The sequence below is a fragment of the Shewanella sp. S1-49-MNA-CIBAN-0167 genome (assembly GCF_040310145.1).
In the GTDB taxonomy this organism is placed as follows: domain Bacteria; phylum Pseudomonadota; class Gammaproteobacteria; order Enterobacterales; family Shewanellaceae; genus Shewanella; species Shewanella psychromarinicola.
Genome location: NZ_JBEOPO010000247.1, coordinates 1 through 274, shown reverse-complemented (window position 1 = coordinate 274; position 274 = coordinate 1). Strand labels below are relative to the sequence as shown.

The 274-nt window shown below is 37.6% G+C and carries 1 pseudogene; it reads left to right on the top strand.

Annotated elements, in window-relative coordinates:
* Positions 1–274 (top strand): annotated as a pseudogene (locus tag AAEZ00_RS21190) (TonB-dependent receptor); the annotation flags it as partial.

The window sequence follows — 274 nt, the reverse complement described above, 5'->3', positions numbered from 1 at the left end:
AACTCAGGCTCTTTCGATTACCTAGAAGATCCATGGGGTAATGAGCAAGACCCTCAAATCGAAGTAAATTACACCAGTGACAAAAACCTTAAAGCAGAAGAAAGTAAGTCATTTACTTTTGGTATGGTATGGGAAATTACTGATGGCTTATCAAGCACCATGGATTACTGGAAGTTTGATATAACTGATGCAATTACGCGTCTAGACGTTCAGAACGAAATGAGAAATTGTTTTGCTGGTACGCTTGAGTCATGTTCATCAATCAATATTACAT